Annotated in this window: 1 protein-coding gene; it reads left to right on the top strand. The window is 37.1% G+C overall.

From position 1 onward, the window contains the following. Positions 1 to 191: 16S rRNA (uracil(1498)-N(3))-methyltransferase (locus M901_RS17915; RefSeq protein ID WP_157679747.1), on the top strand; the 191-nt coding region annotated here is incomplete at its 5' end. Positions 192 to 221 lie beyond the last annotated feature (30 nt).

Here is a 221-nt window from a genome sequence, read left to right as displayed (position 1 = left end):
AATATTTAATAGTAATTGGTCCAGAAGGTGGCCTTTCTAACTCTGAGGAAGATTATATTCTATCGCAAGAGAATGCCCATTCTTTAAAAATTGATACCCCTATTTTGAGACACCAAATGCTGTTTCTGCTGTGGTCGGTTACATCCACGGAAAATTTGCCGCATTATGATAATTGTGTCATCCTAAAGTAGAACGGAGTCATTATGGATTTAAGGCAGAAT

The organism is Bacteriovorax sp. DB6_IX (genome assembly GCF_000447775.1).
In the GTDB taxonomy this organism is placed as follows: domain Bacteria; phylum Bdellovibrionota; class Bacteriovoracia; order Bacteriovoracales; family Bacteriovoracaceae; genus Halobacteriovorax_A.
The sequence above is the reverse complement of the archived record's forward strand: the minus strand, read 5'-3'. Positions and strand labels throughout refer to the sequence as shown.